The organism is Sorangium sp. So ce281 (assembly GCF_051527395.1).
GTDB lineage: Bacteria > Myxococcota_A > Polyangia > Polyangiales > Polyangiaceae > Sorangium > Sorangium cellulosum_B.
The window spans coordinates 11,327,673-11,354,547 of the sequence record NZ_CP150322.1 but is presented as its reverse complement, the minus strand read 5'-3'; the positions used below and the strand labels follow the sequence as shown (position 1 = coordinate 11,354,547).

22 protein-coding genes and 1 pseudogene are annotated in these 26,875 nt (G+C 70.6%); 8 read left to right on the top strand and 15 right to left on the bottom strand.

Going from position 1 to position 26,875, the window contains the following annotated elements:
* Positions 1 to 8 precede the first annotated feature (8 nt).
* The 4 genes from WMF27_RS43550 to WMF27_RS43535 all read right to left on the bottom strand — a co-directional run bounded on the left by WMF27_RS43550 (position 9) and on the right by WMF27_RS43535 (position 7,225).
* Complete coding sequence (locus WMF27_RS43550) at positions 9 to 641, bottom strand: OmpA family protein (RefSeq protein ID WP_437762973.1); 633 nt, start codon at positions 639 to 641, stop codon at positions 9 to 11.
* A gap of 115 nt (positions 642 to 756) precedes the next feature.
* Positions 757 to 4,113 carry a hypothetical protein gene (locus tag WMF27_RS43545; RefSeq protein ID WP_437762974.1) on the bottom strand — a complete coding sequence of 1,119 codons (3,357 nt, stop codon included), beginning with the start codon at positions 4,111 to 4,113 and terminating at the stop codon, positions 757 to 759.
* A gap of 18 nt (positions 4,114 to 4,131) precedes the next feature.
* Entirely contained in the window at positions 4,132 to 4,980 is an 849-nt protein-coding gene (locus WMF27_RS43540; protein WP_437762975.1) for a hypothetical protein, read from the bottom strand.
* Between the two features lie 112 nt (positions 4,981 to 5,092).
* Complete coding sequence (locus WMF27_RS43535) at positions 5,093 to 7,225, bottom strand: prolyl oligopeptidase family serine peptidase (protein ID WP_437762976.1); 2,133 nt, start codon at positions 7,223 to 7,225, stop codon at positions 5,093 to 5,095.
* Between the two features lie 503 nt (positions 7,226 to 7,728).
* Here WMF27_RS43535 and WMF27_RS43530 point away from each other — a divergent pair.
* From WMF27_RS43530 to WMF27_RS43520, 3 genes are all read left to right on the top strand, one after another.
* A complete protein-coding gene (locus tag WMF27_RS43530; RefSeq protein ID WP_437762977.1) occupies positions 7,729 to 10,059 on the top strand; it encodes a nitric-oxide reductase large subunit in 2,331 nt (776 codons plus the stop codon).
* Positions 10,056 to 10,367 carry a hypothetical protein gene (locus WMF27_RS43525; protein WP_437762978.1) on the top strand — a complete coding sequence of 104 codons (312 nt, stop codon included), beginning with the start codon at positions 10,056 to 10,058 and terminating at the stop codon, positions 10,365 to 10,367. The genes WMF27_RS43530 and WMF27_RS43525 overlap by 4 nt, the downstream gene beginning before the upstream one ends.
* Positions 10,368 to 10,438: 71 nt before the next feature.
* Positions 10,439 to 11,404 carry a universal stress protein gene (locus WMF27_RS43520; protein ID WP_437762979.1) on the top strand — a complete coding sequence of 322 codons (966 nt, stop codon included), beginning with the start codon at positions 10,439 to 10,441 and terminating at the stop codon, positions 11,402 to 11,404.
* 140 nt (positions 11,405 to 11,544) lie between these two features.
* On the opposite strand, the gene WMF27_RS43515 is transcribed toward WMF27_RS43520, so the two are convergent.
* The 7 genes from WMF27_RS43515 to WMF27_RS43485 all read right to left on the bottom strand — a co-directional run bounded on the left by WMF27_RS43515 (position 11,545) and on the right by WMF27_RS43485 (position 18,386).
* Complete coding sequence (locus WMF27_RS43515) at positions 11,545 to 11,898, bottom strand: Na+/H+ antiporter subunit G (RefSeq protein WP_437762980.1); 354 nt, start codon at positions 11,896 to 11,898, stop codon at positions 11,545 to 11,547.
* Entirely contained in the window at positions 11,895 to 12,173 is a 279-nt protein-coding gene (locus tag WMF27_RS43510) for a K+/H+ antiporter subunit F (protein WP_012241190.1), read from the bottom strand. Before WMF27_RS43510 ends, WMF27_RS43515 begins: the two co-directional genes overlap by 4 nt.
* The gene (locus WMF27_RS43505; protein ID WP_437762981.1) at positions 12,170 to 12,667 is read right to left on the bottom strand and encodes a Na+/H+ antiporter subunit E; all 498 of its coding nucleotides are present in this window, start codon (positions 12,665 to 12,667) and stop codon (positions 12,170 to 12,172) included. Before WMF27_RS43505 ends, WMF27_RS43510 begins: the two co-directional genes overlap by 4 nt.
* Positions 12,664 to 14,322 (bottom strand): monovalent cation/H+ antiporter subunit D, encoded by a 1,659-nt coding sequence (locus WMF27_RS43500; RefSeq protein WP_437762982.1) that lies wholly within the window; start codon positions 14,320 to 14,322, stop codon positions 12,664 to 12,666. The genes WMF27_RS43505 and WMF27_RS43500 overlap by 4 nt, the downstream gene beginning before the upstream one ends.
* Entirely contained in the window at positions 14,319 to 14,663 is a 345-nt protein-coding gene (locus WMF27_RS43495) for a Na+/H+ antiporter subunit C (protein ID WP_012241187.1), read from the bottom strand. Before WMF27_RS43495 ends, WMF27_RS43500 begins: the two co-directional genes overlap by 4 nt.
* Positions 14,664 to 17,579, bottom strand: coding sequence for a monovalent cation/H+ antiporter subunit A (locus WMF27_RS43490; RefSeq protein ID WP_437762983.1), 2,916 nt, complete (start codon positions 17,577 to 17,579; stop codon positions 14,664 to 14,666).
* Positions 17,580 to 17,666: 87 nt separating this feature from the next.
* The gene (locus WMF27_RS43485; protein WP_437762984.1) at positions 17,667 to 18,386 is read right to left on the bottom strand and encodes a DUF998 domain-containing protein; all 720 of its coding nucleotides are present in this window, start codon (positions 18,384 to 18,386) and stop codon (positions 17,667 to 17,669) included.
* Between the two features lie 126 nt (positions 18,387 to 18,512).
* On the opposite strand from WMF27_RS43485, the gene WMF27_RS43480 reads away from it, so the two are divergent.
* Complete coding sequence (locus WMF27_RS43480; RefSeq protein ID WP_437762985.1) at positions 18,513 to 19,412, top strand: LysR family transcriptional regulator; 900 nt, start codon at positions 18,513 to 18,515, stop codon at positions 19,410 to 19,412.
* Positions 19,413 to 19,492: 80 nt separating this feature from the next.
* Here WMF27_RS43480 and WMF27_RS43475 read toward each other — a convergent pair whose 3' ends face one another.
* Complete coding sequence (locus WMF27_RS43475) at positions 19,493 to 20,545, bottom strand: SMP-30/gluconolactonase/LRE family protein (RefSeq protein WP_437762986.1); 1,053 nt, start codon at positions 20,543 to 20,545, stop codon at positions 19,493 to 19,495.
* Positions 20,546 to 20,819: 274 nt separating this feature from the next.
* Here WMF27_RS43475 and WMF27_RS43470 point away from each other — a divergent pair, with 274 nt between their 5' ends.
* The 3 genes and pseudogenes from WMF27_RS43470 (at position 20,820) to WMF27_RS43460 (ending at position 22,184) form a co-directional block, all read left to right on the top strand.
* The gene (locus WMF27_RS43470; RefSeq protein WP_437762987.1) at positions 20,820 to 21,419 is read left to right on the top strand and encodes a LysR family transcriptional regulator; all 600 of its coding nucleotides are present in this window, start codon (positions 20,820 to 20,822) and stop codon (positions 21,417 to 21,419) included.
* Between the two features lie 21 nt (positions 21,420 to 21,440).
* Positions 21,441 to 21,767: pseudogene (locus WMF27_RS43465) on the top strand (LysR substrate-binding domain-containing protein); the annotation flags it as partial.
* 183 nt (positions 21,768 to 21,950) lie between these two features.
* Entirely contained in the window at positions 21,951 to 22,184 is a 234-nt protein-coding gene (locus WMF27_RS43460; protein WP_437762988.1) for a hypothetical protein, read from the top strand.
* Positions 22,185 to 22,288: 104 nt separating this feature from the next.
* On the opposite strand, the gene WMF27_RS43455 is transcribed toward WMF27_RS43460, so the two are convergent.
* From WMF27_RS43455 to WMF27_RS43445, 3 genes are all read right to left on the bottom strand, one after another.
* Positions 22,289 to 22,573 (bottom strand): hypothetical protein, encoded by a 285-nt coding sequence (locus WMF27_RS43455; RefSeq protein ID WP_437762989.1) that lies wholly within the window; start codon positions 22,571 to 22,573, stop codon positions 22,289 to 22,291.
* A 209-nt stretch (positions 22,574 to 22,782) separates the two neighbouring features.
* Positions 22,783 to 24,600, bottom strand: a complete 1,818-nt coding sequence (locus WMF27_RS43450; protein WP_437762990.1) for a hypothetical protein — start codon at positions 24,598 to 24,600, stop codon at positions 22,783 to 22,785.
* 375 nt (positions 24,601 to 24,975) lie between these two features.
* On the bottom strand, positions 24,976 to 25,836 hold the full coding sequence (locus tag WMF27_RS43445; RefSeq protein WP_437762991.1) for an aldo/keto reductase family oxidoreductase: 861 nt from the start codon (positions 25,834 to 25,836) through the stop codon (positions 24,976 to 24,978).
* A gap of 76 nt (positions 25,837 to 25,912) precedes the next feature.
* On the opposite strand from WMF27_RS43445, the gene WMF27_RS43440 reads away from it, so the two are divergent.
* Positions 25,913 to 26,815 carry a LysR substrate-binding domain-containing protein gene (locus WMF27_RS43440; protein ID WP_437762992.1) on the top strand — a complete coding sequence of 301 codons (903 nt, stop codon included), beginning with the start codon at positions 25,913 to 25,915 and terminating at the stop codon, positions 26,813 to 26,815.
* Positions 26,816 to 26,875 lie beyond the last annotated feature (60 nt).

Sequence of the window (26,875 nt, the reverse complement as noted above, 5' to 3'; positions counted from 1 at the left end):
GGATGTCATCAGGGCGCGCCCCGCCGCGGGATCGGCGAGATCTCCACCCGGCGGTTCTTCGCCCGGTTCTCGCTCGTGTCGTTGGGCGCCACCGGGTGCCGCTCTCCGAAGCCGGCCGCGAACAGCGACGTGTCGGGGACACCCGCCGCGGCGAGCGCCCGCGTCACCGTGAGCGCTCGCTGCGCCGACAGCTCCCAGTTGTCGGCATAACCGCGGGACGAGCTCGTGAGCGGGCGGTCGTCCGTGAAGCCGCTCACCATGATGAGCTCGTCATGATGCTCGAGGTACGCCTTGAGCGGGTCGGCCAGCGCGCGGAGCAGCGCGATGCCCGCAGGCTGAAGCTCGGCCGAGTTGAGCTCGAACAGGATGCTGCCGCGGATCCCGATGCGCCCCTCCGTCAGGGTGATCCTTCCCTCGGCGAGCGGTCCGGCCAGGGCGCGCTCGAGCGTTTCCAGACGCGCGCGCTCCGTCGCGCGGGTGGCGCGCTCGGCGGCGAGATCGCGGGCCAGATCGACCTGAAACGAGATCGCCCAGACGAAAAAGAGCACGAAGAGGCCGAAGAGACAGGCCATGAGGTCGCCGAAGACCGGCCAGACCGCCGCCTGCTCGGGGACTTCGTCTTCGGCCGGCGTCAGGGACATCGCATCGCTCTCGCGGCGGACGTCAGCAAACGCGGTGAGATCTCGCCGCGATCCGCCGAGCGCACGGCCTCAAGGCGCGAGAGACCAGGGCCAGACGCACGCGAGGCGCGGCGCATCAGCTCGTCTTGCTCCTCAGCGCCCGCAGCTCGGAGAAGAGCTCGCGCTGGAACTGCAGCGAGTGATCGAAGACCTCACGGGTCTGGTCGAGGTAAGCGCCGAGGAGGTCCGTCGCCTCGCCGTGCTCCCGGCGCTCGATCGCGTCCTCGATCGCCCCCAGGCTGTTCAGCCAGCGATCGCTCGCGTCGCGGTAACGGTCAACCGCCACGGTGAACATTTCCGCCACAGACGTCATCTCGGCGCCGCCGGCCCGCACGAGCTCCGAGGCCTCCCGCACCACCGCTGCGGTTGCCTCGAGGCTCTCGCCGAGGCCGCGGGCGTGGGCGCTGAGCCGCTCGGCGAGCCCGTCGGCCGCCTCCCGCCGCGCTCCGTCGAGCCGCTCCTCGAACGCCAGCAGCCGCGACGCCTGCTCCGTCAGCTGCGCCCGCGCCGCCTCGCTCAGCGCCGCCACGCGCGCCTCCGCGCGCGCCTCTCGCTCCGCGCCGCTACGCTCCGCCGCCTCCGCCAGCGCAGCCACCCGCTCCGCCTGCTCCCGCGCGCTCCCGGCCATCCCCGCCGTCGCCTCCGACAGCTTCTCCAGCAGCGCGTCCAGCCTCACATCCCGCGCCGCGTCCGCCTCCGCGCGCGCCGACAGCCGCTCCGACGCCTCCCCGATCAGCCGCGACGCCGCCTCCGGCGCCGCCTGCGCCGCCCGCGCCGCCTCCGACAGCGCGCCCGACAGCGCCTCACCCAGCGCCGTCAGGTGCGCCGCACGCTCCGCGTCCAGCTCCGCCTGCCGCTCCGCCGCTTCCGCTGCGCGCGCCGCGTGCGCTCGCTCCAGCCGCTCGATCGCCTCCCCCACCACCGACGACAGCCGCTCCGCCTGGCCCTCCAGCCTCGACGCCGACGCCGTCTCGAGCTCGCGCCGGCGCGCGGCGGCCTCCTGGTCGAGCCGCGCGAGCCGCTTCGCTGCGCCCTCTTCCATCTGCTCCAGCCGCGACGCCACGCCCCCTTCCATCCGCTCCAGCCGCGACGCCACGCCCCCTTCCAGCTGCGCCAGGCTCTCGCCGAGGCCGCGGGCGTGGGCGCTGAGCCGCTCGGCGAGCCCGTCGGCCGCCTCCCGCCGCGCTCCGTCGAGCCGCTCCTCGAACGCCAGCAGCCGCGACGCCTGCTCCGCCAGCTGCGCCCGCGCCGCCTCGCTCAGCGCCGCCACGCGCGCCTCCGCGCGCGCCTCTCGCTCCGCGCCGCTACGCTCCGCCGCCTCCGCCAGCGCGGCCACCCGCTCCGCCTGCTCCCGCGCGCTCCCGGCCATCCCCGCCGTCGCTTCCGACAGCTTCTCCAGCAGCGCGTCCAGCCTCACATCCCGCGCCGCGTCCGTCTCCGCGCGCGCCGACAGCCGCTCCGACGCCTCCCCGATCAGCCGCGACGCCGCCTCCGGCGCCGCCTGCGCCGCCCGCGCCGCCTCCGACAGCGCCTCGCCCAGCGCCTCGCCCAGCGCCGTCAGGTGCGCCGCACGCTCCGCGTCCAGCTCCGCCTGCCGCTCCGCCGCTTCCGCTGCGCGCGCCGCGTGCGCTCGCTCCAGCCGCTCGATCGCCTCCCCCACCACCGACGACAGCCGCTCCGCCTGGCCCTCCAGCCTCGACGACGATGCCGTCTCGAGCTCGCGCCGGTGCGCAGCGGCCTCCTGGTCGAGCCGCGCGAGCCGCTTCGCCGCGCCCCCTTCCATCCGCTCCAGCCGCGACGCCACGCCCTCTTCCATCCGCTCCAGCCGCGACGCCACGCCCCCTTCCAGCTGCACCAGGCTCTCGCCGAGGCCGCGGGCGTGGGCGCTGAGCCGCTCGGCGAGCCCGTCGGCCGCCTCCCGCCGCGCTCCGTCGAGCCGCTCCTCGAACGCCAGCAGCCGCGACGCCTGCTCCGCCAGCTGCGCCCGCGCCGCCTCGCTCAGCGCCGCCACGCGCGCCTCCGCGCGCGCCTCTCGCTCCGCGCCGCTACGCTCCGCCGCCTCCGCCAGCGCGGCCACCCGCTCCGCCTGCTCCCGCGCGCTCCCGGCCATCCCCGCCGTCGCTTCCGACAGCTTCTCCAGCAGCGCGTCCAGCCTCACATCCCGCGCCGCGTCCGCCTCCGCGCGCGCCGACAGCCGCTCCGACGCCTCCCCGATCAGCCGCGACGCCGCCTCCGGCGCCGCCTGCGCCGCCCGCGCCGCCTCCGACAGCGCGCCCGACAGCGCCTCGCCCAGCGCCGTCAGGTGCGCCGCACGCTCCGCGTCCAGCTCCGCCTGCCGCTCCGCCGCTTCCGCTGCGCGCGCCGCGTGCGCTCGCTCCAGCCGCTCGATCGCCTCCCCCACCACCGACGACAGCCGCTCCGCCTGGCCCTCCAGCCTCGACGCCGACGCGACGTCCGCCTCCCGCCGTGCGCGCGCCTCCTCGTCGAGGCGCCGCTCGACCGCCTGAAGCGCGCCGCCCGCGACCGCGCCCGCGCGCTCCACCGCCTCCGCCAGGATCGGCCTGACCACGCTCGCCGCGACGTCGGCGGTCTGCCGGAGGCCCGCGGCGATGTCCCCGCGGACCTCGGCCGCGGCCGCGGCGAACGAGGCGGCGGCCTGGCGCGCGCCCTCCACCTGGACCGCGAGCAGCCGCTCCTCGAGGCGCTCGAGCCGGCCCGTGGCCTCGCGGAGCGACGCCGCCGCGGCGGGGAGCGCCTCACCCTGCCGCGCGAGCGCCTCCAGCGCCGCGAGCTGCCGCCCCGCCACCGTGAGCGCCGCGAGCGGGCCCGACGCGTAGGCCTGGAGCGCCGCCGCGGCCCGCGCCTCGGCGCGGCGCAGGAGCACGCCGGCGAGCCCGAGCACCCCCGACGCCGCGACGCCCGCCGCCGACGTGCCGAACGCCCGCGAGAGGCCCTGCATGGGCGCGGCCAGGCTCGCCCGCAGCGCGTCGACGTCGGCGCTCAGCGTCAGCGCCTCGCGGGCCCCCTGCAGCGTCTCGAACAGGCCGAGGAACGTGCCGAGCAGCCCGATCATCACGAGCAGGCCGACGAGGTACGACGCGAACGTGGCGCTCGCCGGGGGCAGCGCCGCGCCGGCGATCCGCGCCTCGAGCATCGATCGGAGCGGGGCGCCGCTCTGCTCGATCGCCGCCCGCGTCGCCGGCCGCGGCAGCGCGCCGAGCTCGCGCTCGATCCGGGCAGCCCGCCCCGCGCGCACGAACAGCTCGAGCGTGCCGAGCGCGAGCCCCAGCGCGATGAGCTGCACGAGGCGGTACGCGAGCGGGTCCGCCCCGCGGTAGACGAGCGCCGCCCGCCCCACCAGGGCGAGGCCGACCCCGCCGGTGAGGAGCACCAGGATCCGCGTCGTCCACTGCCGCGCCGTCGCGAGCCGCATCGTGAAGCCCCCCGCGAGCTACGCGGGCGCGCCCGCCGCCGCCCCGTCGACCAGCGAGAGCAGCCGGCCCGCCTCGTGCGCGAGCACCGCCTGGACCACCAGTTCCATGCGCTGGAGCTCCCGCAGGAGCCACTGCTCCTGCCCGAACCAGCCCGCGACGTCCTCGAGCCCGGCCCCCTCCGGCAGCGCGCCCACGGCCGCGCGGAAGGCCCGCGCGAAGGCGCGCGAGAGCCCGGGGACGAGCTCGGCGAGCGCGCGCTCGCGCCGCTTCTGGGTGGCGGCGGAGATCGCGGCGTCGAGCCGCTCGAGCCGCGCCGCCTCCGGGCCGAGCGCCCGCAGCGAAGGCGCGAGCTCCTCGCGCAGCGCGCGCGTCTCGAGCCGGATGCGGCCGAGGGCGCGGCCCATGAGCTCTCCGAACGGCTCCCAGAGCTGCCCTGCCGCGGACGCGAGCGGGCGCCCCCCGCGGTCGCGGGCCGCGCGGGCAGGCAACACCCCGGTCTGCTCCAGCGTCGCGTGCACCGCCGCCGCGTCGGGGAGCTTGTTCCGCCGGTGGAACGGGGCGGCGAACACCTGGTCGAGCGCCTCCGCGAGCTCGCCGAGGCGATCGGCGGCGAGCGCCCGGACCTCGGCGCGAGCGCCCTCGGACGCCGGCGGCGGCGCGGGGTGGCGGTCGAGGAGCGAGAGCTCGCGCGCGAGCGAGACGCTCCCGTGCAGGTCCATGAGCCCGGCCAGCACCGCCGCAGGATCGGCGAGGTCCGCGAGCGGCGCGCGCGGGCCCTCCGCGAGCGCCGAGACGGCGGCCGCGAGGGGGCGCGAGATCAGAGGCCCGCGGCGGGAAGCCCCGGCTACGGGGTGAAGCGTTCGCACAGCGGCGCGTTGTTAGCCGTCGCGGCGCGGAGCCGCAAGCCTGTCCGTCGCCCCGCCCGCGGCGCGCGTCCCGCGCCTCACGCGCGCCGCTCGTGGCGCGCCGCGGGCCGCCTCACCGCTTGATCGCCGGCGCCTGCGCGCTCGTGGCCCACAGCGCGAACGAGATCTGGTCGGCGCCCTTCGCGACCGCCGACTTGATGAGATCCGCGCCGCCGTGCCCGGCGTTCCGCTCGATGCGGAGCAGGACGGGGCCGCCCGCGCTCGCGGACTGCAGCGCGGCGGCGAACTTGCGCGCGTGCATGGGGTCGACCCGGTCGTCGCTGTCGGCCGACAGCAGGAGGACCGGCGGATACCGCTTCCCCGACTGGACGTGGTGATAAGGGGAGTAGGCGTAGAGCGCCTTGAACTGCTCCGGATCGTCGGCGGAGCCATACTCGCTGATCCACGTCTTGCCGGAGCCGAACAGGTGGTATCGCACCATGTCGAGCAGCGGGACGCCGCAGAGGACGGCCCCGAACAGGTCGGGCCGCTGCGTGAGCGCGGCGCCGACGAGCAGGCCGCCGTTCGAGCCGCCCAGGATGGCGAGCCGCTCGGGCCGCGTGTACCCCTCGCCGACCAGGTGCTCCGCGGCGGCGATGAAGTCGTCGAACACGTTCTGCTTCTTGAGCAGCATCCCGTCCCGGTGCCACGCCTCTCCGTACTCGCCGCCGCCGCGCAGGTTCGCCACCGCGTACACGCCGCCCCGCTCGAGCCAGGGGTACATCGAGGAGGTGAACGCGGGGGTCTGCGACATCTGGAACCCGCCGTAGCCGTAGAGCAGCGCGCGGGAGCTCCCGTCCTTCTTCATGTCCTTGCGGCGGACGATGAACATCGAGATCTTCGTGCCGTCCTTGGAGGGGAAGAAGGCCTGTTCCACGCTGAAGGGCGACGGGTCGACGGGCACCTCGATGCGCGCGTAGAGCTCGGTCCGACCCGTCCTGATCGAGGTCGCGTGGATCTCGTGAGGCGATGTGTAGGACTCGAACGAGAAATACGCCTCGTCCTCGTCGGGCAGCCCGGAAGGGCCGCCGACGGTGCCGATGCCCGGCAGCGGGACCTCGCGGACCAGCTTGCCGTCGAGCGCGCGCACCTCGACGCGGCTCGAAGCGTCCTTGAGATAGCTCAGCGCGAGGTGCCCACCCACGATGGACAAGCTGTCCAGCGTGGCGTCGGGGCGCTCCGGGACGATCTCCTTCCATGCGGCGCGATCCGGCCTGTCCGGATCGACCTCGAAGACGCGGTAATGCGGCGCGCCCTCGTCGGTGTGGACATAGAGCCGGTCCTTGTAGACCTCGACGTTGTAGTGGGCGTCGCGCCCGACCGCGAGCGGCTTGTCCGCGGCCTGGCCGCCCGGCCTGCGGAGATCGCGAAAGTAGACGTCGGCCGAGGTCCATCCGTGAGCGACGGTGAGCACCAGGAAGCGGCCATCCTTGGAGAGGGACGCGTGAAGGAAGGTCCTTGGATCACCCGTCCTGCCGCGCACCACGCGATCCTGCTTCGGATCCTGGCCGAGCCGGTGGAAGCGCACCTCGGCGTAACCCGGCCGCTCGGCGACCGGGATGGACGGGTCCGTGGGGAGCCAGACGTAGTAGAAGCCGTCGCCGGAGGGCGTCCACGACGCAACCGCGTACTTGGCCCCTTCGATGACGTCCACCTCGGAGCGCTTGCCGGACGCGACATCCATCACATAGAGGGTCGCTTCATCCGAGTTGTTCTGCTGGATCTTGTAGGCGACGTTCTTGCCGTCCCACGACACCTCCCATCCGCCCAGCGAGACGCTGCCGTCCTCGGACCAGGTATTCGGGTCGAACAGCACGCGCTCGTCGCCGCTCTTTCCCTCCTTCCAGTAGACGACCGACTTCTCCTTCGTCGCGTGCCGCCGGCTCAGGAAGTACCGGCCCCGGCGGTGGCGCGGCGCGGAGACCGCATCGATGTAGAATAGCTGCTTCAGCCTTGACGCGATCGCGTCCCGCTCGGGGAGCCGGGCGAGCTCGACGCGCGTGAACGCGTCCTGAGCCTTCATCCACGCCTTCACCTCGGGCGCGTCGCCGTCCTCGAGCCAGCGGTACGGGTCGGTGATCTCCACCCCATGCACGGCGTTCGTCACCGGGGCGACGCGGGTGGGCGGGTACGCGGGGCGGCTCGGGTCTTCGGGGGCGGGCGCGGCGCTGGCCGCGGTGGGGAGCAGAGAGGAGCTTGCGGTCATGGTCGGACCCGATGGGTGTGCCTCGCCACCTCCACAGGCGCCAGCGAGAAACGCCGAGAGGAGCAGGCAGGGAGAGTACTTCATGGTGCGACAAGCATACCGTACCCCAGCCGACAGGGGCACGCGGGTTCGCGGGGCTCGCGCCGGGGCGCGAGCGTCGTGCGAGGCGGGTGCGAGGCGGGTGCGAGGCGGGTGCGAGGCGGGTGCGAGGCAGGTCGCTGAGGAGGACGGTGTTCCCGCGCCGGCCAGAGGGCGGGAGGTCACATGATGGGCTGGAATATCCGATAGACGCGCTTCGAGCGCGCTTCTCGTCGTGTCCCGACGCCGAACGCCGCCCGACCGCCAGGACGAGCTCGCCGTCAGCGGCCAGGAGGAATCCGCGGAAAGACCCCCGCATCCTCGTCCAGGTCATCGCACCCGGCACGCACGCCGCGCAACGCAGCCTCCTCGGTCGTCATCTCGGAGAACGGGTAGGCCCTCCTCGGCTTGCTCCCGGCATTCCCATGACGCGCACCTCCGAACGGCGAAACCTCCTCATCTCGCGCGGCTGGGTCCAGGCGACGGCCCTCGTTTTCCTGTTTGGGTTCTTCGTGCTCGGCCTGCTCGCCTACCGCACCTACGCGGCACAGCCACCTATCCCCGCCCGGGTGGTCGACCCTGCGGGGCGCGTTCTGTTCACGGGCGACGACGTGCTCACGGGTCAGGAGCTGTTCCTGCGCAACGGGCTCATGGAATACGGATCCGTCTTCGGCCACGGCGCCTACCTCGGCCCGGATTTCACCGCCGATTACCTCCGCCGGGCCGCCTCCCACGCCGCCTCTCGCCACGGCGGCGTGGACTCGGCGGAGGCGCTCGCGCGCACCGCCGGCGATTTTCGTCAGAACCGCTATGATCCCGCGACAGGGACGCTGGTCTTCACCGACGCCCAGGCAGAGGCCTTCGAGCTGCTGAAGGATCACTATCGCCGCTTCTTCGCCCAGCCCAGCGGCGAGCACGGCCTGCGCTCCGGCCTCTTCTCCGACGCTCGCGAGCTCTCGCAGCTCACCTCGTTCTTCGCCTGGACGGCCTGGACCGCCTCGACGGAGCGCCCCGGAGAGGCCTACTCGTACACCAACAACTGGCCTCCAGAGCCGCTCGTCCGGAACCAGCCCACGGGCGAGCTGGTGGTATGGAGCGTGCTCTCGCTCATCGCGCTCCTCGGCGGGACCGGCTTGCTCTTCGCGGCCTTCGGGCGATGGCGCTTCCTCGGTTGGCACGGGCGGGAAGGGCACCGGCTCAGCTTCCGCCAGCCGGGCGAGGTCGCCCTGACCCCAGCCCAGCGCGCGACGGCGTGGTTCTTCCTGGTCATGGCGCTGCTGTTCACCCTCCAGTCCGTCCTCGGAGGCGCCACGCAGCATTATCGCGCCGAGCTGTCCAACTTCTTCGGGTTCAACCTGGCCGAGGCCTTCCCCTTCAACCTGGTGCGCACGTGGCACCTGCAGCTCGCCATCTTCTGGGTCACGGTCTCCTATCTCGGCGCGGGCATCTTCATCGCGCCCATGATCAGCGGGCGCGAGCCGAGAGGCCAGAGCTGGCTCGCCTATGGCCTGCTCGGGGCGCTCGTCATCGTCGTCGCGGGCAGCCTCCTCGGCGAGCTCCTCGCCATCCACGGCGCCTCGGACAGCATCTGGTTCGCGCTCGAAGGGTTCGAGTACCTCGATCTGGGCCGCTTCTGGCAGGTGCTCCTGACGCTCGGCCTGTTCGCCTGGGTGGCGCTGCTCTTCCGCGTGCTCCGGGGTCGGCTCGCCGTCGAGCACCGGGGCAACATGCCCTGGCTCTTCTTCTTCGCCGCGCTGGCCATCCCGGCGTTCTACGCCGTAGGCCTCCTCGCGCACCCGCGCGCGAACTTCACGAGCACCGACTTCTGGCGCTTCTGGGTGGTGCACCTCTGGGTGGAGGACTTCCTCGAGCTGTTCACCACGCTCATGGTGGCCTATCTCTTCGTCCTGCTCGGGGTGGTGGCCGAGGCGATCGCGCTGCGGCTCATCTACCTGGAGGTCATCCTCTATTCGGCGGGCGGGGTGATCGGCACCATGCACCATCTGTACTTCTCCGGCACGCCCGTGGAGCACATGGCGCTCGGCGCCTTCTTCTCGGCCGCGGAGGTGATCCCGTTGACCTTCCTCACGGTGGAGGCGTGGACCTTCCTCCGCCTGGGCATCGCGCAAGGAGGACAGTCGACGAAGCCCTTCCCGCATCGCTGGGCGATCATGTTCCTGGTGGCCGTGGGGTTCTGGAACTTCCTGGGGGCCGGGATCTTCGGGTTCCTGATCAACTTGCCGATCGTGTCCTATTACGAGATCGGCACCGCGCTGACCGCCAACCACGGGCACGCCTCGATGATGGGCGTCTATGGCATGCTGGCCGCCGGGCTCGCGCTCTTCGCGCTGCGCTACCTGATGCCCGCCGCGCAGTGGTCCGACAGGGCGGCCAAGATCAGCTTCTGGTCGCTGAACGTCGGGCTCGCGTGGATGGTCTTTGCCACGCTGTTCCCGCTCGGGCTCCTGCAGCTCCACCACGCGGTGAGTTACGGGTATTTCGAGGCTCGAGAGCTCCAGTACCTGACGAGCCCCACGAACCGCCTCGTGGAGTGGATGCGCCTGCCGGGCGATGTGCTCTTCATCGTCGGCGGCACCCTGCCGCTCCTGCTCCTCGCCTACCGCGGCGTCCGCCACCGCGTTCCGCAGCTCGCGGGGCCGGAAGCCCGCGACACCCTCTTCACCGAGATCGAGGCGCCGCCGGACAGCGCCGGGAGGGCAGCCCCCTCGGGCGCGGGGCAGGGCGAGCTCCCGTGAGCGTCGCGCCGGAGGCGCTGCTCGGCGCCGGATATGCGGTGTTTCTCCTGGGGATCGCCGCCGGGATCCGGGCGTTCGGAGGCGCCAGAGCCGAGCCCGCGCCCGGGTGGCCGCACGACGACGCGCGCCGCTTTCACCTCGGCCTTTCGCTCGTGGTCCTGCTCGCGGGCGATTGCATCGTCGGGGCGGTCGCGCTACGGAACCAAGGTCTCGCGGATCTCGGGATCCTTGGCCTCGCCGCGGCGCTCGTGACGAGGGCGCTCGCCAGGGGCCTGGCCGCGTTCTCCCGAGGCGGTCGTCGCGCCTAGATCGGCTGCTCCAGGCACGGTGGAGGGCGTTCTCCGAGAAGAGACCTGCTTCATAGAGAGGAGGCCACACAGTGACCGAGAGTCTGAAGAAGCCGGGGGCAGGCGAAGGGCAGCCCGAGCTGGACGAGGGCGAGCGCTTCCATTCGCTGCTCGTCCCTGTCGATCTGACGGCCATTTCGGACCGCGTCCTCGGCCGAGTTGCACTCCTGCCTCTGGCCGATGGAGCTCGCGTCACGCTGCTTCACGTCGTTCCCGGCAACCTCCCCGCCAGGGCCCAGGACCGCGCCGAGCGGGACGCCAGAAAATCACTCGTGAACGAGGCGCGGCATCTCGCAAAGACGCTGCCCCAGGGCGTCGACGTCGAACCGGTGGTGAAGGTCGGCAGCGCGGCCGCGGAGATCGCAGGCTGCGCGACCTCGACGAGCGCCGAGCTCATCGTCATGGGCCGCGGCGGCAGCCGCGCGCTCCGGGACACCTTCCTCGGCTCGACCGCGGAGCGTGTCATCCGCCGCGGGCAGCTCCCGGTCCTGGCGGTTCGGCTGGCCCCTCGCGCGGCGTACAGCCGGCCCGCGGTCGCCCTCGATCTCGAGCCAGGATCCACAGATGTGCTCGCGCTGATGCTCCGGTTGATTCCGACCCCGCGGCCGCGTGTCATGGTGATCCATGCGTTCGACACTCCTTATCGCGGATCCATCTATCGCAGCCTCTCGGAGGAGGACGCAGAGTCATGGAGCAGCGAGCTCGAGCAAGCAGCGACACAGCAGCTCGTGAAGCTGCTCGCCACCTCGCTTGCGCAGGCGAAGGTGCGGCCAGCAGAGGGGCCGCCCTGGAAGATGCATGTTCGATGCGGCTCCGCGCGGCGCGTGATCGAGAAGGCGGTCAAGAAGGCAGACAGCGACCTCCTGGTGCTCGGCACCCACGGCCATTCCGGGGTCGCTCACGCCTTCCTCGGAACGGTCGCCGGAGACGTGCTGCGTGAGGTCGCCAGCGACGTGCTGATCGTGCCTGCTCGGCCACGCGCCGAGGCGCCCGAATGAGGCTGCATCCTGCCGTTCGTTCTGGGCCCCACCGCGGCCGTCCGCCCGCTGCCGATTCATTGGATGAGCATCAGACTCGACGTATCTGGTGACCCTGGCCTACGTTCGCGCATGAGCCGCTCCCCGGCCTCGAACCGCCCTCAGGAGTCGCGGTGTGGAGTGAGCGGAGGCGGAGCGTCGGCTGCTCCCGCGGCGCGGCGGCGGAACAGCGCCACACGTGCCAGGAGCAGCGTGGTCACGGGGACCGTGATGGAGAGCATGACGATGATGAGCCACGGGTACAGCACGGGCCGGGACTCGATCATCGAGGAGTGGAGGATGCCTGCCAGCGTCACGCACCAGCTGCCGAAGGTGTACGCCAGCGCAGGGGGGTGCATGCGCAGGAAGAAGTCTGGCAGGCGCAGGAACCCGAACGCGGAGATGACCACGAACAGGCCGCTCAGCACGAGCAGCGCAGCGACCGCCGCCTCGCCCCAGAGGGGAAGCTGGTTCATTCAATCACCTCCCCGCGCAGGATGAACTTCGCCATCGCGGACGAGCTCACGAAGCTGAAGAGCGCGATCAGCAACGCGGCGTCGAAGTACGTGTCGCTCCGGTGACGAATACCGAGCACCAGCATGACCAGCATCGCGTGGAAGTAGAGCAAGTCGAGCGCGAACACGCGATCCTGTGCCCGCGGCCCGCGGATCAACCGGATGACCACCAGGACCGACGCGACGGCGTAGCAGCCGAGCGCGAAGGCAATTGCGCCAGACAGAAGTGCGCTCATTCGAAGATCTCCCTGAGAGGCTCCTCGTAGCGAGCCTTGAAGCGGGCGATGAAGGCGCCTTCATCACCGACATTCCACACGTGCAGCAAGAGCGCGCGGCGATCGAGCGCGAGCTCCGACCACACGGTGCCCGGAACCACGGTCGTCACCATGGATAACGCGGCCAGCCCGACGGGGTCACGCAGCTCGAGGGGCACGATCACGAACCTCGACCGCGGTCGCCGCCATTGCCATGTGACCACGCCCCAGGCGACCTCGAAATTCGAAATCAAAACGTCGTAGCCGACCCTCAGGATGAAGCGCACGACGACCAGCGGTCGCCGCGCCCGGACATTCGTCAGTCGCAGGGTCGAGGTAACGAGCGGCACTGCCAGCGCGAGCCCTAGCCCGAGGACGATCTGGCCCGCGCTCGTGGAGCGCGCGAGCGCCAACCACAGCGCGAACAGAGCGGCGGACAACAGCGGCGCGGGCACGATCTTCTTGAGGAAGGTCACGGCGCCCCCTCCTCTTCGATCACCGAACGCGTCGGCCCCGGGCGAGGCCTCGCCGACAAGACGGCCTCGATGTACGCCTGCGGCGAGTGCAGTCCCGCGGCTGTCGCGCTCGTGGTGCGCAGGACCGGCTCAGCGTACAGCGTGAGCAAGATGCAGCAGAGAAGGAGGCCGAGGACGGAGGCGGCCTCGACGACCTTCAAGCGGGGCGGAAGCCGCCCGCCCGTCAGCCAGAAGTGTCGAATGCCCGCCCTCGCGAGGGAGATGGTGGCAGCGAGCCCCGAGAGGAGCAGCAGCCCGAAGAGGATCCACGCGGCGGACGAGACGGGGGCGCTGGTGCTCGCGTGGCCGTCTCCTCGGGGCGACAGGAGGGCGGTCAGCAACGAGATCTTCGCGATGAAGCCCGAGAGCGGCGGCAGCCCTGCGACGAGCAGCGCGCAGACCATGAACGCCAGGCCGAGCAACGCGATGGACACCGGAAACGCCTGGCCGACCAGCGGCGCCTGCTCTTCATCGAGGTTGGTGTCCTCGCCGGGCTCCACGTCGAGGTCCGGCACCCGCCGCTGTCCGTCGGAGCCGATGCGCTCCACCAGCTCGACGAGGAGAAAGAGGGCGCTCACCGCCAGCGTGGCGCTCAGCATGTAGAACAGCGCCGCCGATGTCACCGCGGGGGTCCCCGTCCCGAGCGCCGCGAGGAGCGTCCCCGACGACACGATCACCGAGAAGCCCGCGATGCGCCCGAGGGACGTGGACGCCATGAGGCCGATCGCGCCGAAGGCGATGGTCGCGAGCCCTGCGTAGAGCAGGACTGTCGCCCCGAACTGCGCTGAAGCGCCCGCGGAGAAGAACAGCGTCCACGAGCGCACGAGCGCGTAGATGCCCACCTTGGTCATCAGCGCGAAGAGCGCCGCGACAGGCGCGCTCGTGGCCGTGTAGGCCGGCACCAGCCAGGAGTTGAGGGGCCAAATCGCCGCCTTGATGAGGAACGCCACGGCGAGGACCGCCGCGCCTGCGTGCAAGAGCCCGCGATCGCGCGCCGGGACGAGCGCGAGCTTCTCGGCGATGTCGGCCATGGAGAGCGTGCCCATGACGCCGTAGAGCACCGCGAGGCCGACGAGGAAGAGCGACGACGCGAGCAGGTTCACCGCGATGTAGTGGAGCCCCGAGCGCACCCGCGGCCACCCCGACCCATGAAGATGCAGGCCATACGACGCCGCGAGCATCACCTCGAAGAACACGAAGAGGTTGAAGAGGTCCCCCGTGAGAAAGGCGCCGTTGAGCCCCATCAGTTGAATCTGGAAGAGCGCATGGAAGTACGCGCCCGCGCGACCCCACGCGGCCTCGGCGTACAGGGCAGCGCAGAGGCTCACCACGCCGACCAGCACCAGCATGAGCGCCGAGAGCCGGTCCGCGACGAGCACGATCCCGAAGGGCGCCTCCCAGTTCGACATGAGATACACACCAGCCGCGCCGGACGAACCGCCGGCGTCGGCGCCGCGCAGGATCTCCAGCGCCACGAGGAGGCCAGCCAAGGCCGCGCTGATGTTGACGATCGACTTGGCGCGCTTGCGCTTCTCACCGAGCAGCAGCAGCAGGGCCGCCGTCATCAGCGGCAGCACGACGGGCGCGACGATGAGGTGCGGGAAGCGCTCGATCATGGCTCCTCCCTCGTTCCATCCACGTGGTCGGTGCCGCTGAGGCCGCGCGAAGCGAGGAGCACGACGAGGAAGAGCGCCGTGGTCGCGAAGCCGATCACGATGGCCGTGAGCACGAGGGACTGCGGCATCGGATCCGTGTAGTGCTGAAGATCGGCGGGCGCTCCAGGTCGCACGATCGGCGGCTTGTCGATGAAGATGCTCCCCATGCTGAAGATGAAGAGGTTCACCGCGTACGAGAGCAACGTGAGCCCCATGATCACCTGGAAGGTTCGCGGACGCAGCACGAGCCAGACCCCGGCTCCGCCGAGCACACCGATGACGAGCGCGAGCAGGGCTTCCATCTAGCTCGTGCCCTTGCTCGTCAACGACGCTGGACTCTGCGTTGATCGCCGGTGCGCGCGCAGCGACTGGTGAGCGAGCGCCGTGAGGGTGAGGAGCGTCGCTCCCACGACGACCGCGAACACGCCGAGGTCGAAGAAGGTGGCGCTCGGCAGGTGTACCTCGCCGACCAGCGGCAGCCTGACATGCGCCGTGTGCGTCGTGAGGAAGGGATAGCCGACGGCGAGCGCGCCGAGGCCCGTGGTCGCCCCGAGCAGCAGTCCAGCGGCGATCCAGCGCGCCGGACGGAGGCGCGCGCGCGCTTCCAGCCAGAGCGCCCCCGAGACCATGTACTGCATGAGCATCGCGATCGCGACGACGAGGCCGGCCACGAAGCCGCCGCCTGGCTCGTTGTGCCCCCGAAGAAGGAAGTGCGCCGCGACGAGGACGGAGACCGGCAGGAGCGCGCGCGCGATGACCGCCGGCACCATCATGTATCCGCGCTCGGCGTCCTCGGCCGTGCGCGGCTTCATGAGGTCGGTGACGATATCGGCCGGCAAAGCTCTCTGTTGCTGGGGCTGCTCGATGCTCTCCGGCGGCGGCCGAAAGCGGCGCAGGAGGGCGTAGACCGTGAGCGCGACCGCGCCGAGGACCGTGATCTCGCCGAGCGTGTCGAAGGCACGAAAGTCGACGAGCATGACGTTGACGACGTTGGCGCCGCCTCCCTCCGGCAGCGCGCGGCTGAGGAAGAACGGTGAGATGCTGTGCGGCGCCGGCCGGGTCAGCATGGCATAGGAGAGCGCGGCGAGACCGCTGCCGGCGCCGATCGCGAGCAGCAGATCGCGCGCGCGTCGCGCCCTGTCGCGGGCCGTGACAGGCCTCGAAATTCCTTCGATGCGCATCGGCAACCAGCGCAGCCCGAGCAGGAACAGGATGGTGGTGACGACCTCCACGACGATCTGCGTGAGGGCGAGGTCGGGCGCCGAGAACCACATGAACGTCAGGCAGGTGACGAGGCCTGCGCCGCCCATCAAGGTGATCGCGATCAGCCTGTGGAACTTCGCCATCACGGCAGCGCCGACCGCGCAGACCGCGCCGATGCCCCACAAGATCACGAACGCAGGCGACGCGGGGAGCCTGTCCCGGTCGCCCCACTCCAGCGGGACGCCCTGCGCCGCGAGGAGCGCGAGGAGGAGCGCAACCGCGATGATCGTGAACATCTGCGTCTGAAGTCGTCGAGTTCCGACGAGCCGGAGCGCCCTCCGCGAGAGGCGCGTGAGCCCGAACAGCGCGCCCTCGAACAGCCGCCTTCCGTTGAGCCGCTCGACGAAGGGCGTATCCTGGAGCCGCCCCTGCTCCTGATGCTTGCGCAGCCAGAGGTACCCAGCGACGCCGCCCGAGATGGCGACGAGGCTCATGACGAAAGGCGGGTTGAAGCCGTGCCAGATGGCGAGGCTGTAGTCCGGGAGCGTCCCGCCGACGACGGGGCGGGCAGCCGCCGCGAGCGACGCCCCGATGGAGAGCGTCGGCGCGATACCGACGATGAGGCAGCTGAGCACCAGGAGCTCGATCGGTGTCCGCATCCACCGCGGGGCTTCCTCGGGCTGGCGGGGAAGATCGGTCGACGGCGGGCCGAAGAAGATGTCGTAGCCAAAGCGCAGCGAGTACACGACCGCGAAGATCGCCGCGAGCGTCGCCAGCACCGGGAGCCCCACTTCCACCGAGGGGTGCGCGGACAAGAACATCGTCTCGGCGAAGAACATCTCCTTCGACAAAAAGCCGTTGAGCAGCGGCACGCCGGCCATCGCGCCGCTCGCCACGAGCGCCAGCGCGCCGGTGCGGGGCATGGAACGAATCAGGCCGTTCAAGCGACGGATGTCGCGCGTCCCGGTCTCGTGGTCGACGACGCCCGCGGCCATGAACAGCGAGGCCTTGAACGTCGCGTGGTTCATGATGTGGAACACGCCGGCGACGGCGGCGAGCGCGCTGTTGAGCCCGAAGAGGAGCGTGATGAGGCCGAGGTGGCTGACGGTCGAGTAGGCGAGCACGCGCTTCAGATCGTTCTGGAACATCGCGATGTACGCGCCGAGCAGGAGCGTCGTCATGCCCGCGCCGCTGACGATCCAGAACCACAGCTCGGTCCCCGACAGCGCCGGCCAGAGCCGCGCGAGCAGGAATACGCCCGCCTTCACCATGGTCGCCGAGTGCAGGTAAGCGGACACCGGCGTCGGCGCGGCCATCGCCCGCGGCAGCCAGAAGTGAAACGGGAATTGGGCGCTCTTGGTGAGCGCGCCAAGCAAGATGAGGACGAGCGCGACCGGGTAAAGCGGGTGTGCCCGCACGCGGCCGCCCGAGGCGAGGACCACATCGAGCTCGTAGCTGCCGACGATGTGGCCGAGGATGATCATGCCTCCGAGGAGCGCGAGCCCGCCCGCGCCGGTCACGATGAGCGCCATGCGCGCGCCCCGCTGCGCGTCCACCCGGTGATGCCAGTAGCCGATGAGCAGGAACGAAACGAGGCTCGTGAGCTCCCAGAAGGCGACGAGCTGAACGAGGTTGCCCGAGACCACGACGCCCAGCATCGCGCCCATGAACGCGAGGAAGAGCGCGTACAGGCGCGCCACCGGATCCTCGGGGGACATGTAGTAGCGCGCGTACAGACAGACGAGAGCGCCGATGACGGTGATGAGCACGGCGAACATCCACGCGAACCCGTCGATCCGAAGGACCAGATCGAGACCGAGCGAAGGCACCCACGAGATCGTCTCGCGAATCACGCCCCCGTCACGCACCCGCGGGAACAGGCTGATGACCCAGGCCGCCGCGCCGGCCGACACGAGCCCTGCGCAAGCCGCAAGCTCGGACCGTGCCCGCGTCGGCAGGACCGCGGTGAGTACGCTTCCGAGAAACGGCAAGAGGAGCAGGGCGACCACAGGCATGGCGCGCGAGTGTACTTGCCGACCGCGCCGGTTTCAGCCAAAAGGTGGGAGGGGTCGCGGCGTTCGCGGCCTGCGCGACGACGTCGGTCAGGTAGAGCTCGCCCTGCGCGGCGCCGCTGCCCGCGCGTTCGCCGCGCTCGAAGGAAGAGGTCGCGAAGCTGCATGAGCGGTCCTGCGATTCCAGATCGACGTCCCCGCACAGAGGAAGCCGACCAGGATGGGATAGACGGCGCAGCGCTCGACGAGGCCGATGAGGACGTTGGCCCCCGAGCTGGCGACCGCGAGGAAGGCCACCATCGAGGCGAGCCCGAACACGCCGAGGACGACCATGGCCCTCCCGGCCCTCGGAGTGACTCCGATCTGTCGGCGCTGGCGTCCAAGAAAGATCGCGAGCACGTTGCCTCCGACGATGGACGCGAAGGCGCCCAGGCCGTGATAGTCGACCGCGCCGTCGGGCGGCTCTCCGGAGCCGGGGTTGAGCGCCAGCAAGACGCCGCCAAGCGCCACGAGCGCTCCCAGGATGAGCGCTGCCCAGCGGCGCCAGCTTCGCAGACCCTCGAGCGCGGCGACACCGATGAAGAACAGGATCCCGAAGAGGAAGAACCCGGTGTTCATGACCCACGCGAGCGGCGAGTTCATGAACTGGCCAAGAGCCTCGAGGGGGCCACGGACCCCCAGGTTGCTGATGTAGTGATGCGTGTAGCTGTAGGGAGGGTCCGTCCATGCCGCGGCGGCGATGAGCTCGGCGAGGAAGAAGATCACCGCCCCGGCGACGAGCGCCGCGCCGGCGGGGCGACGTTGCATCATCGGGTTCGCCTCGGGGTGAGCCGCCGGGCCTCTCTCGTGTCGCCTCATGTCGAACAGCCTGCACCGTCGCGTTCGAGACCACCATGACATTGATCGCAACGGTTTCAGACCTGATAGATCTGAAACATGGAGCTGCGTCACCTGCGGTACTTCATCGCCGTCGCGGAAGCGGAGCACTTCGGGAGGGCGGCCGAGCAGCTTCACGTCTCGCAGTCGCCCTTGAGCCGGCAAATCGCTCAGCTCGAAGCGGAGATCGGCGTCGAGCTCTTCGTGCCCTCGGGACGCGGGGTGAAGCTGTCCGCCGCCGGCCGGAGCTTCCTCGAAGGTGCGCGCGCGACCCTGGCTCGCGCCGCGCTCGCGGTCGAGGACGCCCGCGCGACGGCGCGAGGCCGTATCGGGAGGGTCGTGGTCGGATTCGACGGCGCCCTGGCGGACACCCTCCTTCTGCCGGGGATCGTGCAGGCGTTCCGCGCGCGTCATCCGCGGGTCGAGGTGCGCCTTCGGCCGCTGCCGAGCGAGGAGCAGGTCGCCGCGCTGCGCGATGGCAAGATCTCGGTCGGGTACGGCTATCATTCGCCGGACGACAACCCGCTCTACCGCTTCCGCGTGCTGTATCGCGAGCGCGTCGGCGTCGTGATGTCGAAGAGCCATCGCCTCGCTGCACGGCGCACGCTGAGGGTCGCGGACCTGAAGCAGGAGCGCTTCCTCTGGCCTCCGCGCAAGGAGGGCCCGCGCCTCCAGGACGACATCATCGCCGCCTTCCGAGCGCACGGTCAACCGCTCGAGCTGGCCCACGAGGAGGCCAGCAGCGATGTGATCCTCATGCTCGTGGCGAGCGGCGAAGGTCTCAGCTTGTTTCCCGAGAGCGCCGCGCCGACGCTCCTTGCCGGGGTGGTGTTCAAGCGGGTTCGGGACCTCGATGTTGTCATCCTTGGCCGCGCGGTGTGGCGCGCCATGGACGATAACGACCCGCTCGTGCGGTCGCTCCTCGAGATCACGAATTCGGTGCATGGATCCTGCGCATAGGGGGCCGTGGAACGTTCGCCCGGGTCAAGCTCCGCGGGGACGGCGCCTGGCGAGCCGTCTTCGGCCCAGGCTCGCGACGATCACGGGAGCGGGCCGTAGGAGAGCAGGCCCACCTTCGGGGTCTTCATCGACAGCAGCGTGATGAGCCCGAAGTTGGTGAGGAGGGCGTGCTTTTCCGAGCCCAACGTCGCGAGCGCGACGCTCGCAGGCCCATCGAGCAAGCCGCCCCTGGCGAGCACGGCCGCTTTGCCGTCTGTCCCGACCCGGACGAGCGCGTTGCCCCCGTTGCCGGCGACAAGGATGCTCCCGTCGGCGTCCACGGTGATGCCGTCGGCGCCCTGGAGCGGCAGGCATGTCGCCGGATCCGAGGTGGAGAACTCGACCGCGACGTCCGGTGTCCCGTCGGCCTTGATCGGGATCTTGATGAGCGCCGCCTTGTCCGTATTGGCCACGTAGAAGGCGCTGCGCGAGAGCGCGAGGCCGTTGGCGCCAAACGGGATGCCGAGGACCGTCTTGCAGGGGTTCGTCGCGGCGATGTCCCCCTTCAGCAAAGGGTCGGTGAGCCAGTTGGTCACCGTCTTGCCGTCGGGGCTTATCTTGAAGATCGCGCCCAGGGCCGAGTCCGTGACGAAGAGGTTGCCATCCTCGTCGAAGACGAGCCCATTGGGCAGGTTCATGGCCGCGTCGGCGGCGAAGGCCGTGGTCACCGGACCGCCCGCCGCCGGGATCTTGTAGATGCCGGGCGCGTACGACGCCGGGTCGAGCGACGCGGCGGCCACGTAGAGATCGCCGGCAGCAGACTGGGTGATGCCGGTGACGAAGCCCGTGTTCGCGGGCGGCGCCGGCACGGTGGCGAAGGCAGACACCTTGTTGTCAGCGAGCGAGACGGCGACGATCTCCCCGGTCAGGGCATAGCCCATATACGCCGTCTTGCTGTCGGCGGTGACCCAGAGCCCCTCGGGGAGCTGAAACTTTGCTGCGTCGAGCTCGGCGTGGACATTGAGCTCCGGCGTCGAGACGCTGTCGCCGCTGCCGCTGCTCGTGGTGTCGTCTCCGCCGCACGCGACGAGAGATGCGCTGAGCCCCAGCGCCGTCAGGAGGATCGAGCGGGAGAGTGCCATGGTCGATTTCATGAGAGCTCCTTCGGTAAGATGCATTTACTATCAGGGCGGCTGCCGCCCCTCGGTGGGACGTGAAGGACCGTGAAAGGTCGTGCCCGCGCGAACGAGCGAACGAGCGAACGAGCGTCCGCCCTCGCGCCGCGAGGTCTCGCCAGCGCCCGCGACAGGCGGTAGCGCCGCGCGCGCGCCGTCGATGGCGATGGCGATGGCGATGGCCTGAAGATGAAGCGGCCTTCGTCGTTGCGGTAGAGTCCTCCGCCGGTTAAACTGTTCTGCTCACAGGACAATGCTGACCACCTCCCTGGACGATCTCCTCTCGATGGCGATCTTTGCGCGCGTGGTGGAGCGCAAGTCCTTCACGGGCGCGGCGAGCGCGCTCGGGCTCTCGAAGTCGGTCGTCAGCGCGCGGCTCGCGGCGCTCGAGGAGCGGCTCGGCGTACGGCTGCTCCACCGCTCGACGCGGCGCCTCGCGCTCACCGAGGAGGGCGTGCGGCTCTACGAGAGCTGTGAGCGCATCCTCACAGCCGCCGACGAGGCCGCGTCCGCGATGCATGGCGTGAGCCGGGTCCCCGAGGGGCTCTTGCGCGTGTCGGCGCCCATCTCGTTCGGCATACTGAAGATCGCTCCCTTGCTAGGCGACTTCGCGGCGCGCTTCCCGCAGGTCCGCCTCGAGCTCTCCCTCTCCGACAGCCTCGTGAATGTCGTCGGCGGGGGCTTCGACGTCGTGGTGCGTTTTGCGCGGCAGCTCGATGAGGCGCGTGTCGCGCGCAAGATCGGGTCTTACCGTCGTGGGGTCTATGCCTCGCCCGGCTACCTCGCGCGCCACGGCGCGCCGCAGGTGCCCGGCGATCTCGTCCGGCACAACTGCATCCGTCTCTCGGGGTAGTCGAGCGAGTGGGTCTTCGAGTCCGGCGCGGAGACGCTCGCCGTGCCGGTCAGGGGCAATCTGGTCGTGGACAATGTCGTCGTGCTCAGGCAAGCGCTCGTCGACGGGCTCGGCCTCGCGATGCTGCCGTACTTCGCCGTAGCAGCGGATCTGGCAGCCGGTCGGCTCCAGCCTGTGCTCTTGAGCCATGTCGGGCAAGAGATATCGATCTTCGTCGTCTTCCCTCACCACCTCCACCAGCCCGCCAAGGTCCGGGCGTTCGTGGAGCTCCTCGTCGAGCGCCTGGGGAACGAGGCAGGAGCAAGCGCCGCGCCGGGGAGAAGGAAATCCAAAGCAGCTCGGACATGACAAGCCCCGATTGCGCGATTGGCCCGCAGGCTGTGGAGTGACCGCGGCAACATGGTCATGTGCTGAAGCGCGCCTGCCCGTCGAGGCGGCGACCTCAGGCGCGATCCACCAGGCCGAACGGAGAGCGCCCCGCTCCGGCGGCCAGCCGTCGCCGCTGGTACGAGGCTTGCTTCGAAGATCAACATGAAAAAGCAGCAGAAGAATCAGCCGACACCGGCGACGAGCCAGCAGGAGCAGGCGGACCCGGCGGCGAAGAGAGAAACGAGGGAGTCCTCCCCGGAGGACGAGCTCGCCGGAGGCGCGGCCAAGGGGGCGCTCGTCGGAGGCCTCCTCGGAGGCGCCGGCGGCGCGGCCGTGGGCGGCGCGGCCGGCCTGATCGGCGGCGTGCTGGGCGAGGACGAGAAATCCGGCTGGTGACCGGCATCAGCCGCCCGGGTCGGTCGCCTGCGGCGACGCGCCCACCTTTTCGCCCCACCCCTTTTCGCCCCACCCCGGGCCGTCATCGATCGATGGAATGGCCGTCAATCGGAGATGGGGCACTGCTCGTAGCAGCGCCAGGCCTCCGTGTTGCGGTCCGTGCCGCCGGCGAAAGACGCCTTGATCTCGTCGCAGGGCGCGTCGAGCACGCACGACGCCCGACACGCCTCGTGATCGGAGCAGCCGGTGAGGTCGTCCTCGAGCTCGAGATCGTCGACCCCGCAGGCCTCGGCGTGCTCGACGGCATCCGCGCATGTCCCCGTTTTGCAGCCGGCCGCGAGGAGCGCGGTCGCAACGAAAATCGACGCCATGAGATAACTCTTTCGCATGGTCCAGCCCTGCAGCTCGCAACGTGTGGATGGAGGGGAGCCGGCCGGCCCATGCAGCGCGGCGCCCCGGAAGCGGCCCGCCGTTGTCGCCGGCCCCTTCGCCTTAGGAAGAACGTGACGGAGCCAGTCTGGGCACGGGCCGATGTCGATTGTTGAGTTCGCGTCTTGCTGGAATCCGGCGGAGGTTGAACCGGGCGCCGCACGCCGGCTCAGTAGCTCTCTGCGCACACGCCGTAACCGCACGGATGGACCATGAAGGCGCCGGCGACGGCGCTTAGCAAGCCCGGGAAGGTCGCGAGCGCCGCCCCCGTCTCGATGTCGTAGAGGACGCCGTCGTAGCGCGAGTAGAGCGCCGTCGACGAGACCGGCTGGATCCCGTAGTTGTCGCGCACGTCCTCGGAGTCGGTGCGGATAGGGATCCTCGGCAACGGCGGCGCGTCGACCGGGTTGCCGAGCTCGTCGTAGATCGTGGAGGCCTGGTACGTCCAGCGGCTGCTCTGGGCGAAGCGGGTGTATGACTGGACGAGAACGTGGGTGTCGTCGAGCCAGCCGATCGCGCAGCCGGGCACCACGTTGACGAGCGCGCCATCCTCGTAGAGCTGCGTGAACCCGCAGCCTTCCGAGGGGGCGGAGTCCGTGACGACGACGTGGTGACCGTCGGGGGAGACGAGCGGCGCCGGCCGGTGCCCGGTGTCCTGGAAGAGCGGCGCGCTGCCCGCCCAGTCGCTCACGACGCGCTCCGTCTTGTGCGAGTCGACGCGGTAGGTGCGGCCGACCGTGCTGCCGTCGAAGGACATCGAGAAGTCTTGAATCACCTCCTCGCGCAAGAGCGAGGCGAGCTGCGCGCCGTCCGGCAGCGAGAAGAGACGGAGTGATTTGTCCGTGACCAGCGAATCGAGGGCGGCGCGCGCCGCGAGCAGGTCGCCGTCCGCCGAGAGCAGCACCTTGTCGCTGTGGAACGGAACGACCGCCGAGGGTCCGGCGTCGAGCGCCGCCGTATCATAGACGAGCGTCTTCCCCGAACCCGTCGCGAGCGCCACGTGCCCCTCGCGAGCGCCTGCGACGGAGCGGAGCGTGCCGCAGCCGAGCAGCCCCGAACCCTCAGGGTCGGTGAGGGTGCCCTTGTACGAGATCGCGCCGTACACGTTCGAGACCGCCAGGCGCAGGTCCTGGTCGATGTGGACGCGGGCGTTCGCGACCAGCGGCGGCACGTGTTCACTCAGGGTCACCTCGGGGCCGTCGAGATCGATGATGTCGAGCCTCGACGCTTGCTTGTGGAGCAAGGCGAGCGCACGCTCGGTCGGCGCGAACGTGTAGCGATAGTCGGCTCGGTCAGGGTACTCGGCGACGGGGACGGCTCCGCCTCCGACGCGATAGACCATGAGCGGAGAGTCCGCTCTGTTGTCCGCGACCATCCAGAAATAGTCGCGCGTCCCCGCGAGTTGGTTGGTCGACGGCAGGTTGACGATGCCCTCCTGGATCCCCGCCTTCGAGTACACGCGCACCGTCGTGCCGACGGTGGTGAGAAATCGCTCGCCATCCTGGAACCAGGAGTGGAATTCGCCCGAGAGCTCGGGGGTGACCGTGGGAGGCGAGCCGTCAGCGGGGAGCACGGCGATGCTATTTTGCAGGGGAACAGGGGGCTGCGGTGCGATCCGGAGCGCGTCCGGCGCCGCGTGGACGTCGCCGTGGTGGCTCACCGCTGCGGACCAGCGCTCGACCCCCGCGGTGCTCCAGAGCGTGATCGTGCTGGTGGACTCGCGGCGCGTCCAGGCGTAGCTGCCGTCGCTCGCGAGCCCCGCCTGGTCGTACTCGGTGGTCACGGAGGCCAGGACGGAGCCGTCGATGGCGCTGCGCAGCTCGAAGGCGTGCTCGGGGTCCGTCTGGATCAGCACGATGTTGCCGCGGAGGGCCACGCCGCCCGGCAGCTCGAACGGCGGGATCCCGAGGTTCGGGCTGCCGGGGTCGAGGCCGCCCGGCGCGTGTCCGTCGGCGATCGCAGCGCTGGAGTCGGTATCCCAGAGCATCCAGCGATCGTAATCCCAGCTCAGCACGCGGCTTCCGGAGACGAAGAGCCGGCTGATGCCTTTCGGGTGACCGAGATCGAGAAAGGCCGCCCCCGGAGCCGCCCTCCGCGCCGGTCGTCGTTCCAGGAGCAGCTCCGCCTCCGCCGAGGTTTCCGCCCCCTGCGTCGGAGCAGCCGAGGAGAGCGACGAACGACACCGCGACAATCTGGGTGGATCTCGTGTGCATGGCGCCTTCGATGCCGCCGATCCCCTGGCCATTCATCGCCAAGGCAGCGCCAGGGGGCGTCGCAGGGCTCGAGTCTGCACAATCGACGTTGTTGTGCGCCCCCCTTCTACCACCCGAGGAGAGCGGGACAATGCGACCTTGAGAGTGATCTAGATACGGTCGAGCGCCTCCATCGCGTCGTCGGACAGCTCGAGATCTGCCGCCGCGAGGTTCTCGCGCAGGTGCTCGACGCTCGACGTCCCGGGAATGAGGAGGATATTCGGCGAGCGCCGCAGCAGCCACGCGAGCGCGACCTGCATCGGCGTCGCGCCGAGCTGACGCGCGACGTCGGACAGCGTCGAGGACTGGAGCGGCGAGAAGCCACCGAGCGGGAAGAACGGCACGTACGCGATGCCCGCCGCGGCGAGGCCGTCGATCAGCGCGTCGTCCTGCCGGTGCGCGAGGTTGTACAGGTTCTGCACGCACACGATCTCGGTCATCGCGCGCCCCTCTTCCACCTGCTTCGCGGTCACGTTGCTGAGACCGATGTGGCGGACCTTGCCCTCGCGCTGCAGCTTCATGAGCGCGGAGAGCGGCGCCTCGATCGAGCCTTCCGCGGGTCCCTGCGCGTCGAACAGGATGCGCAGGTTCACGACGTCGAGCGCGTCGACGCCGAGGTTCCGGAGGTTGTCGTGGACCGCGCTCGCGATGTCCTCGGCGGCGAACGCCGGCTCCCAGGAGCCCTGTGGGCCGCGTCTTGCGCCGACCTTCGTGACGATCACCAGATCCGTGGGATACGGGTGCAGCGCCTCGCGGATGATCTGGTTCGTGACGTGCGGCCCGTACACGTCGCTCGTGTCGATGTGATCGACGCCGCGCTTCACCGCCTCGCGCAGCACGGCGAGCGCGGCATCGCGGTCTCTCGGCGGCCCGAACACGCCCGGCCCGGCGAGCTGCATGGCTCCGTACCCGAAGCGCTTCACCGTGCGACTGCCCATCTTGAACGTCCCGACCCTGGCTAGATTCGTCATGGCTGTCGACGGTAGGCGGCGACGGGGTGTATGATAAGAGCCTAGAATCAGCACGGCCCGTACGGAAAGGCGAACAATGGCAGTGGATCTCGACGACGTCCGGGTCTTCGCCGCGGTGGCGCGCGCCGGCGGCTTCCGCGAGGCGAGCCGCACGGGCCGCACGAGCGCGTCGAGCGCGAGCGAGGCGGTGCGCCGGCTGGAGGGCGAGCTCGGCGTTCGGCTGCTTCATCGGACGACCCGCAGCGTCGCGCCGACCGAGGCCGGCGCGCGTCTCCTCGAGCGGCTCGGCCCTGCGCTCGCCGAGATCGCGGCGGCGCTCGACGTCGTGAAGAGCTCGAGCGAAAAGCCAGCCGGCACGCTCCGGTTGAACGTCCCCGTCGTCGCCGCGCGGCTCGTGCTCCCACGGATCTTGCCGCCGTTCCTCGCCGCATATCCCGATATCCGCGTCGAGGTGACGGCGGACGACACGCTCGTCGACATCCTCGCCGCGGGCTGCGACGCAGGCATTCGTTACGAAGAGACGCTCGAGAAAGACATGATCGCGGTCCCGATCGGCCAGCGCGAGCAGCGCCTGGCGCTCGCGGCGTCGGGCGCCTACCTCGAGCGGCACGGGCGCCCGACCCATCCGCGCAAGCTCCTCGATCACGCGTGTCTGCGCGGCCGCTTCCCGAACGGCGCGCTGTGCCCGTGGGAATTCGAGCGCGACGGCGAGGTCGTGAAGGTCGACCCGACCGGCCCGCTCGTCGGCAGCCTCGGGAGCGCGACGGACCTCCTCGTGGACGCCGCGATCGCGGGCACCGGCCTCATCTACTGGTTCGAGGACTGGCTGCACCCGCACCTCGAGAGCGGCGCCCTGAAGCCGGTCCTGGAGCGCTGGTGGTCGCGCTTCTCGGGCCCCTTTCTTTATTATCCGAGCCGCCGCCACATGCCCGCCGCGCTTCGCGCGTTCGTGGACTTCCTCCGCGCGGGCAGCAAGTAGTCATGGAGACAGCATGAAAAAGAGGTAGTCGACGAACGACGTGGGCAAGACGTTTATTCT

What these genes read in the sequence shown, in the direction of transcription:
- WMF27_RS43550 (WP_437762973.1), bottom strand. Translation starts at nt 641, where the DNA reads ATGTCCCTGACGCCGGCCGAAGACGAAGTCCCCGAGCAGGCGGCGGTC.
- WMF27_RS43545 (WP_437762974.1), bottom strand. Translation starts at nt 4,113, where the DNA reads ATGCGGCTCGCGACGGCGCGGCAGTGGACGACGCGGATCCTGGTGCTC.
- WMF27_RS43535 (WP_437762976.1), bottom strand. Translation starts at nt 7,225, where the DNA reads ATGACCGCAAGCTCCTCTCTGCTCCCCACCGCGGCCAGCGCCGCGCCC.
- WMF27_RS43530 (WP_437762977.1), top strand. Translation starts at nt 7,729, where the DNA reads ATGACGCGCACCTCCGAACGGCGAAACCTCCTCATCTCGCGCGGCTGG.
- WMF27_RS43515 (WP_437762980.1), bottom strand. Translation starts at nt 11,898, where the DNA reads ATGAACCAGCTTCCCCTCTGGGGCGAGGCGGCGGTCGCTGCGCTGCTC.
- WMF27_RS43510 (WP_012241190.1), bottom strand. Translation starts at nt 12,173, where the DNA reads ATGAGCGCACTTCTGTCTGGCGCAATTGCCTTCGCGCTCGGCTGCTAC.
- WMF27_RS43500 (WP_437762982.1), bottom strand. Translation starts at nt 14,322, where the DNA reads ATGATCGAGCGCTTCCCGCACCTCATCGTCGCGCCCGTCGTGCTGCCG.
- WMF27_RS43495 (WP_012241187.1), bottom strand. Translation starts at nt 14,663, where the DNA reads ATGGAAGCCCTGCTCGCGCTCGTCATCGGTGTGCTCGGCGGAGCCGGG.
- WMF27_RS43490 (WP_437762983.1), bottom strand. Translation starts at nt 17,579, where the DNA reads ATGCCTGTGGTCGCCCTGCTCCTCTTGCCGTTTCTCGGAAGCGTACTC.
- WMF27_RS43485 (WP_437762984.1), bottom strand. Translation starts at nt 18,386, where the DNA reads ATGATGCAACGTCGCCCCGCCGGCGCGGCGCTCGTCGCCGGGGCGGTG.
- WMF27_RS43480 (WP_437762985.1), top strand. Translation starts at nt 18,513, where the DNA reads ATGGAGCTGCGTCACCTGCGGTACTTCATCGCCGTCGCGGAAGCGGAG.
- WMF27_RS43475 (WP_437762986.1), bottom strand. Translation starts at nt 20,545, where the DNA reads ATGAAATCGACCATGGCACTCTCCCGCTCGATCCTCCTGACGGCGCTG.
- WMF27_RS43470 (WP_437762987.1), top strand. Translation starts at nt 20,820, where the DNA reads ATGCTGACCACCTCCCTGGACGATCTCCTCTCGATGGCGATCTTTGCG.
- WMF27_RS43460 (WP_437762988.1), top strand. Translation starts at nt 21,951, where the DNA reads ATGAAAAAGCAGCAGAAGAATCAGCCGACACCGGCGACGAGCCAGCAG.
- WMF27_RS43455 (WP_437762989.1), bottom strand. Translation starts at nt 22,573, where the DNA reads ATGCGAAAGAGTTATCTCATGGCGTCGATTTTCGTTGCGACCGCGCTC.
- WMF27_RS43450 (WP_437762990.1), bottom strand. Translation starts at nt 24,600, where the DNA reads ATGCTCTGGGATACCGACTCCAGCGCTGCGATCGCCGACGGACACGCG.
- WMF27_RS43445 (WP_437762991.1), bottom strand. Translation starts at nt 25,836, where the DNA reads ATGACGAATCTAGCCAGGGTCGGGACGTTCAAGATGGGCAGTCGCACG.
- WMF27_RS43440 (WP_437762992.1), top strand. Translation starts at nt 25,913, where the DNA reads ATGGCAGTGGATCTCGACGACGTCCGGGTCTTCGCCGCGGTGGCGCGC.